Source organism: Sphingomonas sp. BE138 (assembly GCF_031456125.1).
Classification (GTDB): domain Bacteria; phylum Pseudomonadota; class Alphaproteobacteria; order Sphingomonadales; family Sphingomonadaceae; genus Sphingomonas.
The window spans coordinates 1-16,360 of the sequence record NZ_JAVDUC010000024.1 but is presented as its reverse complement, the minus strand read 5'-3'; the positions used below and the strand labels follow the sequence as shown (position 1 = coordinate 16,360).

Annotated in this window: 12 protein-coding genes; 8 read left to right on the top strand and 4 right to left on the bottom strand. The window is 67.1% G+C overall.

The features are described from left to right. Window positions 1–265: 265 nt before the first annotated feature. Window positions 266–3,685 (top strand): glycosyl hydrolase 2 galactose-binding domain-containing protein, encoded by a 3,420-nt coding sequence (locus J2Y58_RS18390; protein WP_310106444.1) that lies wholly within the window; start codon window positions 266–268, stop codon window positions 3,683–3,685. Window positions 3,686–3,694: 9 nt separating this feature from the next. On the opposite strand, the gene J2Y58_RS18385 is transcribed toward J2Y58_RS18390, so the two are convergent. From J2Y58_RS18385 to J2Y58_RS18375, 3 genes are all read right to left on the bottom strand, one after another. Then, the gene (locus tag J2Y58_RS18385) at window positions 3,695–4,360 is read right to left on the bottom strand and encodes a FadR/GntR family transcriptional regulator (RefSeq protein ID WP_310106442.1); all 666 of its coding nucleotides are present in this window, start codon (window positions 4,358–4,360) and stop codon (window positions 3,695–3,697) included. Window positions 4,361–4,435: 75 nt separating this feature from the next. Next, a complete protein-coding gene (locus J2Y58_RS18380) occupies window positions 4,436–5,656 on the bottom strand; it encodes a cellulase-like family protein (protein WP_310106440.1) in 1,221 nt (406 codons plus the stop codon). After that, the gene (locus J2Y58_RS18375; RefSeq protein ID WP_310106438.1) at window positions 5,653–6,873 is read right to left on the bottom strand and encodes a mandelate racemase/muconate lactonizing enzyme family protein; all 1,221 of its coding nucleotides are present in this window, start codon (window positions 6,871–6,873) and stop codon (window positions 5,653–5,655) included. Before J2Y58_RS18375 ends, J2Y58_RS18380 begins: the two co-directional genes overlap by 4 nt. Before the next feature lie 120 nt (window positions 6,874–6,993). Between J2Y58_RS18375 and J2Y58_RS18370 the strand changes: the two genes are divergently transcribed. The 5 genes from J2Y58_RS18370 to J2Y58_RS18350 all read left to right on the top strand — a co-directional run bounded on the left by J2Y58_RS18370 (window position 6,994) and on the right by J2Y58_RS18350 (window position 13,529). Then, complete coding sequence (locus J2Y58_RS18370) at window positions 6,994–7,743, top strand: SDR family oxidoreductase (RefSeq protein ID WP_310106436.1); 750 nt, start codon at window positions 6,994–6,996, stop codon at window positions 7,741–7,743. Window positions 7,744–7,820: 77 nt separating this feature from the next. Beyond that, on the top strand, window positions 7,821–10,940 hold the full coding sequence (locus J2Y58_RS18365; protein ID WP_310106435.1) for a TonB-dependent receptor: 3,120 nt from the start codon (window positions 7,821–7,823) through the stop codon (window positions 10,938–10,940). Window positions 10,941–11,010: 70 nt separating this feature from the next. Next, window positions 11,011–11,166 carry a hypothetical protein gene (locus J2Y58_RS18360; RefSeq protein ID WP_310106433.1) on the top strand — a complete coding sequence of 52 codons (156 nt, stop codon included), beginning with the start codon at window positions 11,011–11,013 and terminating at the stop codon, window positions 11,164–11,166. 33 nt (window positions 11,167–11,199) lie between these two features. Continuing rightward, window positions 11,200–12,018, top strand: coding sequence for a cupin-like domain-containing protein (locus tag J2Y58_RS18355; protein WP_310106431.1), 819 nt, complete (start codon window positions 11,200–11,202; stop codon window positions 12,016–12,018). After that, a complete protein-coding gene (locus J2Y58_RS18350; RefSeq protein WP_310106429.1) occupies window positions 12,015–13,529 on the top strand; it encodes a tryptophan 7-halogenase in 1,515 nt (504 codons plus the stop codon). The genes J2Y58_RS18355 and J2Y58_RS18350 overlap by 4 nt, the downstream gene beginning before the upstream one ends. A 9-nt stretch (window positions 13,530–13,538) precedes the next feature. Here J2Y58_RS18350 and J2Y58_RS18345 read toward each other — a convergent pair whose 3' ends face one another. After that, window positions 13,539–14,213: an HAD-IA family hydrolase gene (locus J2Y58_RS18345; RefSeq protein WP_310106427.1), complete on the bottom strand. Its 675-nt coding sequence runs from the start codon at window positions 14,211–14,213 to the stop codon at window positions 13,539–13,541. Between the two features lie 395 nt (window positions 14,214–14,608). On the opposite strand from J2Y58_RS18345, the gene J2Y58_RS18340 reads away from it, so the two are divergent. Next, a protein-coding gene (locus J2Y58_RS18340; RefSeq protein WP_310106425.1) for an IS3 family transposase occupies window positions 14,609–15,780 on the top strand; the annotation gives its coding sequence in 2 pieces (ribosomal slippage) (window positions 14,609–14,873 and window positions 14,873–15,780; 1,173 coding nt in all). A gap of 260 nt (window positions 15,781–16,040) precedes the next feature. After that, window positions 16,041–16,360 (top strand): catalase (locus tag J2Y58_RS18335; protein WP_310106422.1); only part of this gene is annotated, 320 nt, incomplete at its 3' end.

Here is a 16,360-nt window from a genome sequence, read left to right as displayed (position 1 = left end):
GCCCGAAGACCGCTGACACCGTTCGTCGATGCCATGCTCGATGCGGCCTGCGGCGCGGCGTTGGCGGATGCCGCAACCATAACCATGCCCGCCGCAGCAAGGGCCGTGCGGCCGAGCTTCGTGATTGTCACCGATGTTCCTTCCGCGTGGCCGCCACTGTGTGTGTGGACCCATGTCATTGACCACGTCAAGAACCTGTAGCACAGGTTGGCTACAACGTCTGTGCATTTCTAGCCGAGAAGGTGCGGGCGAACGGGAGACGATGATGACCGGCAAGACCCTCGCCCTGACCGCCGTCGCCGCCGGAATCCTCGCGATGCCGAGCGTCAGCGCGGCGGATCGCGGCGTGAACGTCGAGCTGATCGCCGCCGGGGACGGCATCGTCCAGCCTCTCGCCCCCGCCCCGGCGACGCACGGAGTGCCGGTCGCGACCTGGACGCTGTCCGGCTGGTTCAAGCCGGACGCGTCGATCGCCGGCGGCACGTCGCTGGTACGGCTCACCGACGCGGCGGGCATGGTGTTGGCGGAGCTGTCGGGCGGTGACGGCGTGATTGCGGCGCGGGTCGGCGCTTCGTCGGTGACCGGGCGGACAGTGCTGGCGCCGGGGGCATGGACCTTCGTCACGCTGACGGCGAACGCGGGACGGCTGCGCCTGTCGGTCGGAGGGCGGACGGTGGCGGAAGGTCGGGTGGTGCCGATCGGCACCGCGCCCACGGCGTTGACCATCGCGCCGAGGGCGGCGGGCCGTCGAGGCTTCACCGGCCGCATCGCGGCGCTGGACTGGCGGGCGGCGACCGGGACGATCTGTGGCGGCAAGCCGCCGCAGGACGCGCTGGTCACCTTCGCGCCGAACAGCGCGCACTGGGCCGTGCAGACGAAGCAGCAGCTTGGCCAGGAGAAGCCGCAGCCGCCGGAGACGTTGCCGGTCAGCCGCGCGCCCTTTTCCGCGCCCCGCGTTCGGCCGCTGCCGAAAGTTGCCGCGCTGGCGTCCGTGAGCGCGGGACGCTGGGCGGTCAATGGGTGGCAGCTGGCTGCGGCACCCGACCTGCCCAAGGGTCTCGACGGTGCGGCGCTGTCGGGCCCGGCCGATCCTGCGGGGCGCTGGTACCCCGCGACGGTGCCGGGCACGGTGCTGACGACGCTGGTCGATCGCGGGGTCTATCCCGATCCGGCGTTCGGCCTGAACAACATGGCGATACCCGAGGTGCTGAACCGCCAGGATTACTGGTATCGCACCGCCTTTTCCGCGCCGGCGTCGGCGCCTGGCAAGCGGCTGTTCCTGCGTTTCGACGGGGTGAACTATGCCGCCGAGGTGTGGCTGAATGGTCGCCGCTTGGGCGACATGCGTGGCGCCTTCATCCGCGGGCGGTTCGACGTGACCGGCCTGTTGCGGCCGGGCGAGCGCGCGGTGGTGGCGGTGCGGGTCTCGCCGGCACCGCACCCCGGCCTGCCGCACGAGGAATCGCTGACCGCTGGGGCGGGCGAGAACGGCGGCATGATGGTGATCGACGGGCCGACCTTCGTCGCATCGGAGGGGTGGGACTGGATCCCGTCGGTGCGCGATCGCAACACGGGACTGTGGCAGGGTGTCGGGCTGGAAGAGAGCGGCGACGTGCGCGTCGGCGACGTTCAGGTGGTTACGTCGCTGCCGCGCGCCGACAACAGCATCGCCGACGTGCGGCTGGAGGTGCCGGTCGAGAATCTAGCCGACCTCCCGGTGACCACAACCGTCGCGGCCCGGTTCGACGACGTCGCCGTAGCGCGCGAGGTGGCGTTGGCGCCGCGGGAACGCCGTACCGTAACCTTCGCGCCTCGCGAGTTTCCGCAGCTTTCAGTGCGCAATCCGCGGCTGTGGTGGCCCAACGGCTATGGCGCGGCGGCGCTTCACGACCTGACGATGACCGCGAGCATCGGCGGCGCGGTGGCGGACAGCCGCAGCGTGCGGTTCGGGATGCGCACCGTGACGTACGAGACGTCGCTGGTCGATGCCGGGGGCCGGCTGCGGCGGTTGGCGGTCGATCTGACGCGCGCACGGGGAACGGGCCAGCCGATCATCAATGCGACGCACGACGGGATCCGCCAGGTGCGTGGCGGCTGGGCACCGTCGCTCGCGCCCGGAGCGGAAGGATCGCCCGCGATCCGCGACATCGTCGGCGACGACGAACTGGCGCCGAACCTGGTCATCCGCGTCAACGGCGTCCGCATTGCCGCGCGCGGCGGCAATTGGGGGATGGACGATTTCATGAAGCGGGTCGAGCGCACCCGCCTCGAACCGTTCTTCCGGCTGCACCGGAATGCGCATCTCAACATCATCCGGAACTGGGTGGGGCAGAACACCGAGGACGTGTTTTTCGACCTGGCGGACGAATATGGGATGCTGGTGCTGAGCGACTTCTGGGAGTCGACGCAGAACTACAACCAGCAGGCCGACGACACCGCGCTGTTCATGGCCAACGCTAACGATGTGGTGAAGCGGTTCCGCCACCACCCGTCGATCATCGCCTGGATCGGCCGCAACGAGGGCGTGCCGCAGCCGGCCCTCAACACGGCACTGCAGCGGCTAATCGACACGGAGGACGGCACGCGGCTGTACCTGCCCTCGTCGAACCGGATCAACCTGGCGGTCAGCGGGCCGTACGAGTGGCGCGAGCCGGAGGTGTATTTCACCCGCAACGGCAAGGGCTTCGCGATCGAGGTGGGAACGCCGTCGTTTCCGACGCTGGAAAGCTGGAAGCGGACGATGGCGCCCGCCGACCTGTGGCCGATCAGCGACGCCTGGGCCTATCACGACTGGCACCAGGACAAGGGCGGTGCGGTCGGCACCTATCTGGCGGCGATCCGCACGCGTTTCGGCGAGGCGACCAATCTCGACGATTTCGAGAAGCGCGCGCAGATGCTGCAGTTCGATTCCTACCGCGCGATCTTCGAAGGCATGAACGCGGGGCTGTGGAAGACCAATAGCGGCCGCATGCTGTGGATGACGCAGGCGGCCTGGCCGTCGAGTGCCTGGAACATCTATTCGACCGACTATGACGCGCAGGCATCCTATTATGCGGTGAAGAGCGCGTCGGAGCCGGTCCATGTCCAGATGAACCTGCCCGATCGCCGTGTCGTGCTGGTCAACAACACGGTGAGGCCGCTGAGCGGCGTGACGGTGCGCGCGAGCGTCGTCGATCTTGCGGGACAAACGCTGGTCAGCGGGGAGACGCGCGTCGATGCGCCCGCCGGGGTCGTCACCGCGGTATCGCCGGTGGCGCAAGCGGCGCTGACGCCGTCGGTGGCGGCGATCGTCAGGCTGGAGGCGGTGGATGCCGGCGGCACCGTGCTGTCGCGCAACAGCTATTGGCAGGCGGCGACGCCTGCCGGGCTGCAGCCGATGACAACGATGGCGCAGGTGCCGTTGACGATCGCGGCACGCCAGGAGCGTGAGGGCGACGAAACGGTGGTGATGGTCGATGTCATCAATGGCGCGACCGCACCGGCGGTCGAGACCAAGCTGACGCTGTTCGATTCTCACGGCGCCCAGGTGCTGCCCGCCTATTACGACGATAATTATCTGACGCTGCTTCCCGGCGAGCGGCGCACGGTGGCGGTGCGGGTGCCGGGCAAGCCGCTCGCGGCGGGAGCGCGGATCGCGGTAAGGGGCTGGAACGTCGTGCCGGCGCGGATCCCCGTCCGGCCGTGACGCAACGCGTCAGTTGAAGCCGGAACCGGCCAAGGCGCGCAGGCTGAGTTCGAAATGCGCGTCCATCGCCGCCTGAGCCGCGACCGGGTCACCCGCCTTGATGGCGTTGGCGATCCGGTCGTGCTGGTCGAAGACGGCGAGGCGATCCTCGTCGGTGCGGCGCGCCTGCCATCCGATCGGGCAGGTCTTGCGCATCAATTCGGCGAACGAGCCGATCAGCAGTGCCAGCAGCGGATTGCGCGTCGCTTCCGCGATGGCGGCGTGGAAGGCGATGTCGTGTTCCACTTGCTGCGGCAGGTCGTCGCCTGCCTGGCGCAGCAAGCCGGAAAGCGCGACGATGCGGTCGGCCTCCGCCTCGGTGCGCTGCATCGCCGCCAGTTCGGCGGTGCGGCGCTCGAGCGCGCGGCGGGCGTCCCACACCTGCTGCACCGTCGCCTGCGCGGTGCTGACCGCATGCGCCATCGGGATGGCCACGACCGAGCCGTCGATCCGCCCGACCCGCGGACGCCGGCCGTTGCTCGTCTCGATCAGGCGAAGCGCACCGAGCGCACCGAACGCCTGGCGCACCACCGTGCGGCTGACGCCGACCGATCCGGCGAAATCATTCTCGCTCGGCAGGGGATCGCCGCTGCGCAGCCGCTGGGCGGCAATGTATCCGGTGACGGCGTCGATCACCGCCCGCGTTCCTTCGCTCACGCGGGCGTGCTCACCTGGCGATGATGGGAGATGGCGGTCATCGGGCGCGTCATGTCAGCTTGTAAGTTGCGCCCAAAGCCGGCCCGATTGCAAGGCGGGATCGACCGGCCCCTGCTTGATCGCCTTGGTCAACGCGCGGTGCCAGGCGATGTCGCGCCACATGCCCTGGAATTGCGGACCGCAGAAGTTGCTGGTGGCGACCGCAAGCCACCGGCCGGTCTTCGATGCTTCGAGCGTTCCCAGCGCGCACAGCTCCTTCACCCAGTCCCAGCGCAGCAGCGGCCAGTCCTTGTAGTCGACGATGCCCCAGCATTCGGTGGTGATCATCGGCAACCGCGCGGTGCGCGACGCAGTGGCGGCGGCGGCGATCTGGTCGGTCAGCGACTTTCGCCAATAGTCCGCCCGTGCGGTGTAGACGTCGTACGCCTTCAGCTGGAGGTTGTGATAGCCCTCGTCCGAAAAGCGGTCACCCTTGTAACCGACCGCCTTGGCGAACTCGTTGCGGTTCCCGTTCGCCATCCAGATGTGATATTCGCAGGCGTCCATCATGCTGGCGTCGCCACTGGCGTAATCGGCGATCTCGCCCGCGGTGCCGGAAAATAGCAGCGGCATGTCGGGATAGTCGGGGCGCAAGGCGGCAATCGCGCCGCGCATCCACGTCAGCGACCGAGGATCGCGCCACGCGCCCCATTGCAGCGGTGGATCGAGGAAGGTCACCCAGATCGGCCCCGGCCATTCGTTGCAAAAATCGACGTAGACGATCGAGTCGAGCAGACCGGCGCGCTCGATCGCGCGAAGCGTCTGGCGCCAGATGTCGGCCAGCGCGGCGGGCGTCTTGATCCGCTGGCGGACGTTGTCCGCATCCTCGCGGAACCAGGTCGACAGCGCGACGCGCACGCCATGCGCGCGGCAACGGGCGATGAACTGCGTCAAGGCGGGCAGGACGGTGACCCGCGTCAGCGTCGGCGCCCCCCAATCCTGGTTGTTCCAGACCGGCTTCAGCAGCCATTCGCGCGCGCCATCGGCGGCGACCAGATGCGGATAGGCGTCGATCCGCACCGCGTCGTAACCGCGCTCCACCAGCTCGCGGAGTGCGACGTCCCAGTCCTCGTACCCCGCGCCAGGCCAGCGGCGCTCGAGCCAGGAGAAGTCCCACATCGCGATCGCCAGCGGCCTGCCCCGGCGCCGGCGCGGCGTGGCGGCAATGGCGGGTGTCGAGGAGAGGGCGGCCGCACCCAGCCCGACCAGCACGTCCTTGCGGGTAAGGTCGGTCATGCAGCGCTGCCGGCGTCATAGCGGCGGCGCGTCACCGTCAGTCGCTGGTCGAGATCGTCGTGGAGTTCGAGGCCGAGGCCCGGCCCGTCGGGTACGGTGATCATGCCGCCGCGGACCGGCGGCAGCTGGGTGACGAGATCCTGGTACCAGCCGTTGTAGAAGGCGCGCACCGACTCCTGCACCAGCGCATTGGTGGCGTTGAGGCAGAGGTGGGTCGAGGCGGTGAGCACGACCGGACCGGTACAGTCGTGCGGCGCGACCGGCAGGTGCCAGGTTTCCGCCATCGCGGCGATCTTGCGCGCCTCCGACAGGCCGCCGCACCAGCCGAGATCGAGCATGATCACCCCCGCCGACTCCGTTTCCAGCAGATCGCGGAACGCCCAGCGCGTTCCCAGCGTCTCCGACGCGCACAACGGCGCCCGGCTGCGCGCCGCATAACGCTTCAGCGACCCCAGGCTGTCCATACGGATCGGGTCCTCGTGCCAGAAGGTGTCGAACGGGGCGAGCGCCTCGGCGATGCGGATCGCGGGGGGCAGCAGCCAGAGCGAGTGGAATTCGACCATGATGTCGATCCGGTCGCCCACCGCCTTGCGGATGCGCTCGAACGGTTTCAGCGCGTCGCGCAGTTCCTCGGGCGAGATATAGGCGCCCATGTTGCGCTCGGCGGCAGGATCGAACGGCCAGATCTTCATCGCCGTAATGCCCGATTCAAGCAGGTCGGCGGCGAGTTCGTCGGCGCGGGTCATGAATGCCTCGAGATCGTCGTGGCCGGTCACCTTCGTGACGCCGCGCCCCCAATTCTCGGTCGATTGCCCGCGCGTGGAGCGGACGTAGTGCGAGCCGGCGCAGGTGTTGTAGGTGCGGATCGAGTCCCGCGTCCGCCCACCCAGCAGCTGCCAGATCGGCTGGCCCGCGACCTTGCCGAAGACGTCCCAAAGCGCGATGTCGATCGCCGACGCGGCGCGGGTCTCGGCGCCGGTCGAGCGGAAGCCGACGTATCCCGCCAGCAACCGCGAAATGGCGTCGATGGCGAGCGGATCGCGACCGATCAGCTGCGGCGCGGCAACCTCGTGGATATGCGCCTCGACCGCAGCGGCGCCGTAGAAGGTTTCGCCGAGGCCGCTGATCCCCTCGTCGGTATGGACCTGAACCCACAATAGGTTGGGAAACTCCGCCACACGGATCGTCTCGATCGCGGTGATCTTCATGATCGTCATTTCCCCCAACCAGATGTCGTTCGCGACCCTTCAAGGCAAATTAGCAACTACCTGTGCTACAGGTTGTTGACAAGCTATCTACTCGCTGCGAAACCGGACAGACGAGAGGAATAGGTCTGGATGTCTAACGGGGTGCTTGCAGGCAAAGCTGCGCTCATCACGGGTGCGCTGGGCACATTGGGCCGGGCGGAAGCGGTGCGCCTGCGCGACGCCGGCGCATGCCTGTGCCTGCTCGATCTGCCGGAGCACGAGCAGGAGGGCCGCGCGCTGGCGGCCGAGATGGGGGCGGGCGCCCGCTATGTGGGCGTCGACCTGTCGATGCTGGACGAGGCGCAGCGCAGCATCGCCAGCCTCGACGCCGAGCAGCCCATCGACATCCTGGTCAACAACGCGGCGCTCATCGTCAACAAGCCGTTCGAGCAGTTCTCGCCGGCCGAGTTCGAGGATCAGATGCGGGTCAACACGTCGGCGGCCTTCGCGCTGGCCCTGGCACTGGCGCCGGGGATGAAGGGGCGCGGCTATGGCAAGATCGTCAACTTCTGCTCGCTGGTCCTTAATGGCCGGTGGGACGGATACGTGCCCTATGTCGCGTCGAAGGGCGCGGTGCTGGGGCTGACCAAGTCGCTGGCGCGCGAACTGGGCGCGTTCGGCATCCGCGTGAACGCGGTGGCACCGGGCGCGGTGGTGTCGAACGCAGAGGAGCGCGTGTTCGGCGACCGACTGGCCGAATACAATCAATGGATCCTGGAAAACCAGAGCGTCAAGCGCCGGATCGAGGCCGCCGATGTGGCGGATCTGGTGCTGTTCCTGGCGTCTCCGGCGTCGGACATGATCTCGGGGCAGAACATCGGAATCGACGGGGGATGGTGACCATCCAGCCATCGGCGATCCGCCACGGCGCGACGCGCGCCATGATCAACGAAAACAAACAGGCAAGGGGAAACATCATGGGGAACGCAGCACTCGTGCGCCGGCTGGGGCTGCTGGCGACGGTATCCGCGCTCGGGTTCGCCAGCAGCGCGCTGGCGCAGACGACGGCACCGGTCGCGACCGGACCGTCGACGCCGCAAGGCAATGCGCAGGATCCGACGCCGACAAGCGGCACCGACGATACCGCCGAGACCGCGGACATCGTCGTCACCGGTATCCGCGGATCGCAGGAGCGCGCGATCGCGCTGAAGCGCAACGCGGCCTCGGTAATCGATTCGATCTCTGCCGAGGACATCGGCAAGCTGCCCGACGTCACCATCTCCGACTCGCTGCAGCGTATTCCTGGCGTCCAGATCCGCCGCGGCGCGGGTGAGGGCGGCGCGGTCAACGTGCGCGGCCTGCCCCAGGTGACGACGCTGCTGAACGGCGAGTCCTATCTTAGCGGCAACTCGATCACGAGCGTGCAGCCCAATTTCCAGGATATTCCGTCGCAGCTGTTCTCCGGCGCCGACGTCGTCAAGTCGTCGACCGCCGATCTGCTCGACGCGGGCATCACGGGCACGGTCAACCTGCGCACGCGGCGCCCGTTCGACTTCACCAAGACGCTGACGGTGTCGGCCGCCGGCGAGATCCAGCATGGCCAGAAGACCGATCGGTGGGAGCCCAACGTCAACGGGCTGGTGGCGTATCGCGGCGACCGGTTCGGTATCCTGGTGGCAGCGGCCTATACCAAGATCCACCTCGCCAACTCGCAGGAAGGCATCATCGCCGGCTATGGCGGTCAGGTGCGGTCGGAAGGGACCGACGCGCTCGGCACCAGCGGCTTCTCGCCGTCGTTCCGCCCGCGCGGTGTCCGCTTCGGCACGCAGGGCGCCGACGTCAACGGCGACGGCGACATCAACGACGCCTATTTTGTGTCGCAGGGCTTCCAGGGCTACAACACCGAGAACCGTCGCGAGCGGCTGGGCATCAACGGCTCGGTCCAGTTCGAGCTGAGCGACAGTCTCGAACTGACCGGCGACGCCTTCTACGCCAAGCAGGACGAGCGCGCGCGCATCGCCGGCTTCCAGCAGGCCAACATCAACTGGCAGGCCGCCGAGTTCGTGCCGACCCAGACGCGCAACACCAACGCCAAAGTGCGCGGAACCTACGATTTCAACACCGTTAACGTCTACGACTACGACCTCGGCGACTTCACGCTGTGGTCGCAGAACGACCATTCGGTGACCAAGTCGCAGAACTACAATCTCGAATTGAAGTTCGACAACGACGACAATTTCAAGATCGTGGCGCGCGGCCTGTATGGCAAGGCAAGCCAGACCTACGACCAGAGCTATGCCGCGTTCAGCCCGTCCAACGGGCGCCAGTGGCAGCCCGGCGGTATCGGCAACTACCCCGATTCGATCGGCGGCGATCGCCCGTTCAATCCCAACGGCTACACCGTCAATACGCTCGCGGGGTTGAACTCACTGCATTCGATTGTCGACTATACTGGCGATCGTCCGACCTTCTCACTGCCGCAGCAGCTGCTCACCCAGCTCGGCGATCCGTCGCAGATCGGGTTCAAGGGAACGTCGTCGGAAACGAACTATCGCCGCAACGCTGATCTAAAGGTCGGCCGCATCGATGCGACTTGGAAGGTCAACGACGATCTCAGCTTGGAATTCGGCGGTCGTTACAGCGACCGATCAGCGGACAACTACTCGTTCGATCGTGCGGCGCCGCTGTACGCCGGGGCGGCACAGGGTCCGGGCGCCACGTCGGACCGTGCGTGTCTGGTCAAGTGGAAGGCGTTCGACGTCTCACTCAACTCCAATTCGGCGACCAATCCGGCGGCCTGCTTCGTGCCCGATGGCGCGGGCGGCTTCTACACCGCCGGTATCGCCTACCGCGGCAACGATCCGAAGTTCAACGGCCTGCTGGCGCAGGTCAAGCCGCCGACGGCCGGTGTGCCGGCGCTGTACGTGCTCGACCCCAAGGCAATGGACAACGCGCAGGCGTTCCAGGACTCCTTCTATCCCGGCAACGTCGAGGTCGCCAATCCGGGCGCGTCTTATGCCGTGGGCGTGAAGCAGGTCACCGGCTATTTCCAGATAAACGGCCAGGGCGAGCTGTTCGGCATGCCGGTGCGCGCCAACGGCGGCGTGAAGGTGATCGATACGCGGCTCGACGTGATCCAGAACATCACCGGCGTGCCGCGCCCCTATGGCCTGGCCAACGCCTTCCAGGGCACCACGGAGACGAAGCGCAGCTTCACCGACTTCCTGCCGTCGATCAACGTGGCGGTCGACGTCACTAACAACCTGCGACTGCGGGGTGCGGTTACGCGCACGATGACGCTGCTCAATCTCAGCCAGTGGGGTGGCGGCCTCAACCCCACATATGCCATCGACACCAGCGGCCCGACGCCGCTGTTCCGGGTAACGGGCGGCAGCTCATCGGGCAATCCTCAACTCGATCCGTGGCGGGCGACCAACTTCGACCTGTCGGCGGAATATTACATCGGCCGCGGCAGCCTGTTGAGCCTCGCCGGCTTCTACATCGAGGTCGACAGCTTCACCCAGAGCGGCACCATTGTACGGACGGACCTGCCGGACAACGATGGCGTCGTGCGCGGACGACCCGTGTCGATCAGCACGCCCGTTCAGGGCGCGTCGGGTACGCTGAAGGGCGTGGAAGCGCAGTGGAAACAGTCGTTCCGCGATCTGGCGTTTATGCCAACCCTGCTGTCGAACTTCGGCTTTGACCTCAACCTGACCTATTCGCCGTCGAAGTCGGGCGCGAAGGATCTGGCCGGACGCGACGTGCCCTTCCAGGATAATTCGAAGATCCAGACCAACGTCACCGGCTTCTACCAGGACGACCACCTCCAGGCACGCGTGGCGTGGAACTATCGGTCGGAGCGTGCGGTGTCGCAGAACTTCGGCGGCGTCGGCGGCCTTCAGCTGTATCAGTCGCCGGTCAGCTATGTCGACGCGTCGGTCAGCTACGACTTCACGCCCAACTTCACCATCTATGCGCAAGGGTCAAACCTGACCGGCGAGTACGAGCGCTACTATTTGGTCTGGGAGGACCAGAAGGCCTACAACAACCTTTACGAACGGCGGTTCACGATGGGCGCGCGGGTCAAGTTCTGATCTGGGCGCTGCGTCTTGTTGATCGCCGCGGCCCTGCAGGGGCACGGCATCGCATTGCTCCGAGGCGGGGATGAGCCAGCCGGTCGCCGACCGCGGTTCGATCGACGCGGCGAGCTTTGCCGCCGAGATCGTGACGGCGTATCGGCCGGTCGTCCTGCGCGGGCAGGCGGCAGCCTGGCCCGCGGTCGAGGCGGCGCGTCGGTCCGACGAGGCGCTGGTCGACTAGATCGCCGCGCTCGACAGCGGGACGCAGACTGAATTGCTGGTCGGGCCGCCGGAGATCGGCGGGCGATACTTCTACGACGGTGCGTTGCGCGGGTGCAATTTCCAGAAGCGCGGGACGACGGTCACGGGGCTGCTGAGACATTTGCTCGGCCAGCGTGGACAGGCCCGGCCGACTGCGTTGTATGCGGGCGCCGCTGCGACCGGCGCGGTCCTGCCGGGGTGGGCGGCGGCCAATCCGATCGGCTTCGATCTGCCGACGGCGAAGGCGCGGGTATGGATCGGCAACGAAAGCCACGTCGCCACCCACTTCGATGAATCGAGCAACCTGATGGTCGTCGTGGCGGGCACGCGCCGCGTGACGCTGTTTCCGCCCGAGCAGGTCGACAACCTCTATGTCGGTCCGCTGCACCTGACGATCGCCGGTCCGCCGGTGAGCATGGTCGACGTGGCGAAGCCCGACCTGGATCGCTACCCGCGCTATGCCGAGGCCGCGCGCCACGCGCTCCATGCCGATCTGGCACCCGGCGACGCGCTATACATTCCGCCGATCTGGTGGCATGCGGTCCATGCCCGGGGGCCGCTCAACGTGATGGTCAACCATTGGTGGGCGGAAGCCGACAGCCGCTCCGCGCTAGCGGCGATGATCGCGACCCTGCGCGCCATCCGCGATCTGCCGCCCGCGCACCGGCAGGCGTGGCGGCACTGGTTCGACACGATGGTGTTCGGCGACGAGGCGGCGAGCATGGCCGACCATCTGCCCGACCATGCCCGTGGCTATGTCGGCCCGCCCTCTCCCGAGCGGGACGCCTTCCTGCGCGCGATCGACGGCGAGCCGCCGCGTCGGTCGTCGTGAGCGCAGGACGGGTGCGATCGGTCGTCATCGCCGGCGGTGGGACGGCGGGGTGGATGGCGGCGGCGCTGCTGTCGCACCGGCTCGCGCCGCTCGGCATCGCGATCACGCTCGTCGAATCGACCACGATCGGAACGGTCGGCGTCGGCGAGGCGACCACGCCCGCGATCCGCGACTTCTTCGCCGAGGCGGGCCTGGACGAGGCGGAGGTCATGCGCGCGAGCAATGCCACCGCCAAGCTCGGCATCCTGTTCGATGGCTGGGCCGGTGACGACAGCCGCTTCTTCCATCCCTTCGGTCTGTACGGCACGCCATCGAACGGCGTCGACTTTCACCAATATTGGTCGAAGCTGCGCGCCGGCGGCAACCGGACGACCCTCGATCAGTTCAGCCTGGCGAGCCAGCTTGCGCTGGGCGGGCGGATGATGACGCCGCTACGCCCTGCGCCCGACTATGCCTTCTTCGACTGGGCGGTCCATTTCGACGCGGCACTGTTCGCCCGCCATCTGCGCGAGGTTGCCGAGGCGCGCGGCGTAACCCGGGTCGATGCCCGGATCGAGCGGGTGGAACGCTGCGGCGACACCGGCCGCCTCCTGTCGCTGCACACCGACACCGGTGCGCGGATCTCGGGTGATCTCTTCATCGACTGCACCGGATTCAGGGCGCTCCTTGCCGGCGAGACGTTGGCCGAGCCCTATGACGACTGGCGCACCTTGCTGCCGGTCGATCGCGCCGTGGCAATCCCGTGCGCCTATCGGGAGGATGCCGCACCCATCGAGCCCTACACCCGGGTGACGGCGCGGTCGGCGGGTTGGCGATGGCGCATCCCGCTGCGCCATCGCATCGGCAACGGCTATGTCTATGCGAGCAGCCACCTCTCCGACGACGAGGCCGCAGCGACGCTGCGCGCCACGCTCGAGGGGGAGGCGCTCGCCGAGCCCAATCTTCTCCGCTTCACCACGGGGCGTCGCCAACGCGCCTGGGTGTCGAACTGCGTGGCGCTGGGCTTGGCTGCCGGCTTCCTCGAGCCGCTGGAATCGACCAGCATCACGCTGATCTATTCGGGGTTGCAGCGCCTGTTGGCACTGTTTCCGGACGACGGCATGGATCCGGCGCTCGCCGACGAATACAACCGGATCACGCGGCTGGAATATGAGCGCGTACGCGATTTCCTGGTCCTGCATTATTGGGCGAATGGGCGCTCGGAGCCGTTCTGGCTCGACCGGCGCGCGACGCCCTTGCCCGACGCGCTGGCGCACAAGATCCGCCTGTTCGAGGCGCGTGGACGGATGGTGCGGATGGAGTGGGAAACCTTCGCCGATCCGAGCTGGCTGGCGATCTTCGTGGGCCTGGGGATCATGCCCAAGGCCTGGGATCCGCTGGCCGATGGCTTTACGTCGCAGCAGATCGAGAGCGCGTTCGGGCGGATGACGCGCGACGTCGCGAAGCTGGCGGCCTCCGCACCGACGCATCGCGCCTGGCTGGCCGCCATGCTGGGGGAAGCGACCGGCTGAGCCGGCTCGTCAGGATCGTGCCCGTGCGGGGTAGGACAGGCGCCAGGACCCTGCCGAAGTCTGCTCCAGCGACAGGGCGGTGTAATCGCCGATCTCGGTCGCATGCGTCGCGGCCCGGCCGGGATGGGCATGAGTGACGACAACGACGGCCGCGCCGGATCGCTCCGCCGCGAGGATGCCCGCAGGGGCGTCCTCGAACACGAGGCACTGGTCGATGGCGACGCCGAGTCGCTCGGCGGCGAGAATGAAGCAGGACGGATCGGGTTTGCCCCGATCGACGTCGGCCGCGCAGATCAGCACCGGCGGCACCGGCAGGCCAGCCGCGTCGAGGCGACGCAGCGCCAGGGCGCGCGGCGCCGAGGTGACGATGGCCCAGCGGTCGGCGGGCAATTGGGCCAGGAACGAGCCGGCTCCAGGGATGGCGGTGACGCCGTCCATATCGGCCAGCTCGGCGGCGAAGATCACCGCCGCCTCGTCGTCTGAATCCACGCCGGGTAGATCGAGCAGCCGAATGACATCGCGCACCTGCATGCCGTGCGCATTCGGCAGGAACTTAGCGGCATCCAACCCAAAGCGAGCTGCCCACCTCCCCCAGACGCGTTTCGAAGCCTCGATGGAGGTCAGCAGCGTGCCATCCATATCGAATAGAAAGCCCGCAAAGCTACAGTCGCTTAAGTTCGTCATCTATAGTCTTTATACCGGGCATCGCACCCCAGCGCTCAACCCTTGATCTCAGCATTTTTTCAACAGCCATGTCCGGTTGTGACACCAGCTACGCATGGATCGCTTCAGAGCGGCGAGGTAAGGGGGTGGGCCAACCCAGTTGTTCGTTTGAGTGGTGCAGAGGGTTCGTTGGAGGAGAACTGAGGACCTCGTCGGCTCTCCCCTCTGACTCAACTTTTTATTGAACCTTTTACAACCTTGTGGCATTGAACGATCAGCTACGGACAGCGGGGCGTCCGGTAACACGGTCGCCGCAGCATGTGCGCCTGTATGGCCGGTACACCACGGTAAGGTGAGCTGCCCCCTTCTGAGTGGTCCATCGACTATGACAGTCTGGATCAAGGAAGGGACGACGAATGCCTTCGAAGAAGCATAAGCCCGAGGAGATTATCGGGAAGCTACGTGAAGTTGAGATCATGCTGGGCCAGGGCGGGACGACCGCGGAGGCGTGTCGGCGGATCGCGGTCAGCGAGCAGACCTACTACCGGTGGCGCAAGGAGTATGGCGGCCTGAAGACGGATCAGGCACGGCGGATGAAAGACCTGGAGAAAGAGAACCTGCGGCTGCGTCGCGCGATCTCCGACCTGACGCTGGACAAGCTGATCCTGCAGGAGGCGGCACGGGGAAACTTCTGAGCCCCGCGCGGCGCCGGTGCTGCATCGATCAGGTGAAAGAGGCGCTGGACGTATCCGAGCGACGGGTGTGCCGCGTGCTCGGGCAGCACCGGTCGACGCAGCGCAAAGTGCCGTGCGGGGCAGATGACGAGCAGGCGCTTACCGACAACGTCGTCGCGCTGGCCAGGCAGTACGGGCGCTACGGCTACCGTCGGGTGACCGCGCTGCTGCATGCGGCGGGCTGGTCGGTGAACCACAAGCGGGTCGAGCGGATCTGGCGGCGCGAGGGGCTGAAGGTACCGCAGCGCCAACCGAAACGCGGCCGATTGTGGCTCAATGACGGCTCCTGCATCCGGCTCCGGCCAGAGTATCCGGGGCACGTCTGGGCCTATGATTTTGTCGAGGAGCGCACCCACGACGGGCGCAAGTTCCGCATCCTGACCATCATCGACGAGGCCAGTCGCGAGTGTCTGGCGCTGGTCGTGTCACGCCAGCTCCGCCACGAAGACGTGCTGGCCGCGTTGGCCGACCTGTTCATCGAACGGGGTCCGCCAGCGCACATCAGGTCGGACAACGGCCGCGAGTTCATCGCCACCGCCGTCCAGACCTGGCTCGGCCAGATCGGCGTGAAGACGCTCTACATCGCCCCGGGCTCGCCATGGGAGAACGGCTATAACGAGAGCTTCAACGGGTCGCTTCGCGACGAACTGCTCAACGGCGAGATCTTCTACAGCCTCGCCGAGGCCAGGGTGCTGATCGAGGCGTGGCGCCGTCACTACAACACCGTCCGGCCGCACAGCAGCCTGGGCTACCGCCCGCCGGCACCAGAAGCGGCGACACCGCCACTGCCGGCCTCCGGTTCCGCTTCGCTCCACCTACGACCGCCAATGGCGGCGGAGGTGACGATGCACTAACAATCAAGCCGGACCACCCGGTGGGGGCTGCTCAGCTTTCCCTGGCTGTGATCCAGGACCAAGGAAGCCGCAGTCGGGTTCTGCGCAGCCATGAACACTTACGTTGCCGAGCCCGCGCCTGTTGTCCGAACCGGCAACCATGCTCGACTGACAGAACTTGATTTCGCTCCTCCGGCTCGGTTCCCAGTCGCTACAAAGATTTATGCCTCGCACCGCCGTGGCGCTGGTGGCATTAAGGGCGTGATCGGAGGATTACGTCCATGGCACGCAAGAGCATCAAAAGCGACGCGGTGAAACTCAAGGGCGAGACGGCCAAGAAGGCACCGCCGCTGCCGGCGGGTGCCGACCAGCCGACGAACTATGCCGAACAGCAGGGCCATGGCGGCGAAACCCGCCAGACGACCTCGGACGCGGCACTTACCATGACCACGCAGCAGGGCATCCCGATCGCGGATGCCCAGAACAGTCTAAAGGCGGGTCTGCGGGGCCCCACGCTGCTCGAAGACTTCATCCTCCGCGAAAAGATCTTCCATTTCGATCACGAGCGCATCCCGGAGCGCGTCGTCCACGCACGCGGCTA

What these genes read in the sequence shown, in the direction of transcription:
- J2Y58_RS18390 (WP_310106444.1), top strand. Translation starts at nt 266, where the DNA reads ATGACCGGCAAGACCCTCGCCCTGACCGCCGTCGCCGCCGGAATCCTC.
- J2Y58_RS18380 (WP_310106440.1), bottom strand. Translation starts at nt 5,656, where the DNA reads ATGACCGACCTTACCCGCAAGGACGTGCTGGTCGGGCTGGGTGCGGCC.
- J2Y58_RS18375 (WP_310106438.1), bottom strand. Translation starts at nt 6,873, where the DNA reads ATGACGATCATGAAGATCACCGCGATCGAGACGATCCGTGTGGCGGAG.
- J2Y58_RS18370 (WP_310106436.1), top strand. Translation starts at nt 6,994, where the DNA reads ATGTCTAACGGGGTGCTTGCAGGCAAAGCTGCGCTCATCACGGGTGCG.
- J2Y58_RS18365 (WP_310106435.1), top strand. Translation starts at nt 7,821, where the DNA reads ATGGGGAACGCAGCACTCGTGCGCCGGCTGGGGCTGCTGGCGACGGTA.
- J2Y58_RS18360 (WP_310106433.1), top strand. Translation starts at nt 11,011, where the DNA reads ATGAGCCAGCCGGTCGCCGACCGCGGTTCGATCGACGCGGCGAGCTTT.
- J2Y58_RS18345 (WP_310106427.1), bottom strand. Translation starts at nt 14,213, where the DNA reads ATGACGAACTTAAGCGACTGTAGCTTTGCGGGCTTTCTATTCGATATG.